The sequence below is a fragment of the Bacteroides sp. CAG:189 genome (genome assembly GCF_000432295.1).
Taxonomy (GTDB): Bacteria; Bacteroidota; Bacteroidia; order Bacteroidales; family Bacteroidaceae; genus Bacteroides; species Bacteroides salyersiae.
Genome location: NZ_HF990980.1, coordinates 1 through 583 on the forward strand (window position 1 = coordinate 1; position 583 = coordinate 583).

The 583-nt window shown below is 45.6% G+C and carries 1 protein-coding gene; it reads right to left on the reverse strand.

Translation table 11 applies throughout. The features are described from left to right. A partial coding sequence (locus QVP90_RS00925; RefSeq protein ID WP_288203636.1) for a site-specific integrase occupies nucleotides 1-583 on the reverse strand: 583 nt, incomplete at both ends.

Below are 583 nucleotides of genomic sequence, written 5' to 3' on the forward strand. Positions count from 1 at the left end.
CGAAACTGTGCCGGGCTGTGTGCGTGGTCAGGTTCTTTTTGATACCGCACAGGTCGGCAATCTCTTTCAGGTAGCTGTTCATCTTCTGATTGCAGGGAACGGGTAATAAAGTTCCTTTATCCATGCAGTAGGGGTTATCCTTGTACTTTTCAAGTATTTGTTTGGGAATGCTCAAAAGCGGGATGTTACAGAGGTTGTTTGTCTTTTCACGGGGTTTCACTATCCACAGATTACCGTTGCCGTCCTCTGAAATATGTTCGGGGCGTAGATTATACACGTCTATGAATGCCAGCCCGGTATATACGCAAAAGATAAAAACATCCCGTACCAGTTCCAGCCGTTCAATCCTGAACTCTTTCTGCCATATCCGGTTTATCTCGGCTTGGCTTAGGAACTGTTTGTTTACCTCCACCTCGTGAAACTTGATTCCGGCAAACGGGTTCTTTGTCAGCCACTCGTTGGCAATGGCAAGGTTTATCACTTTCTTGAAGCATTTCATGTACCGGATAACGGTGTTCTGTGCACAATGTTTCTCCGTCTTCAGGTATAAATCGAATTTACGCACTAGTTCCCCGTTTACCTC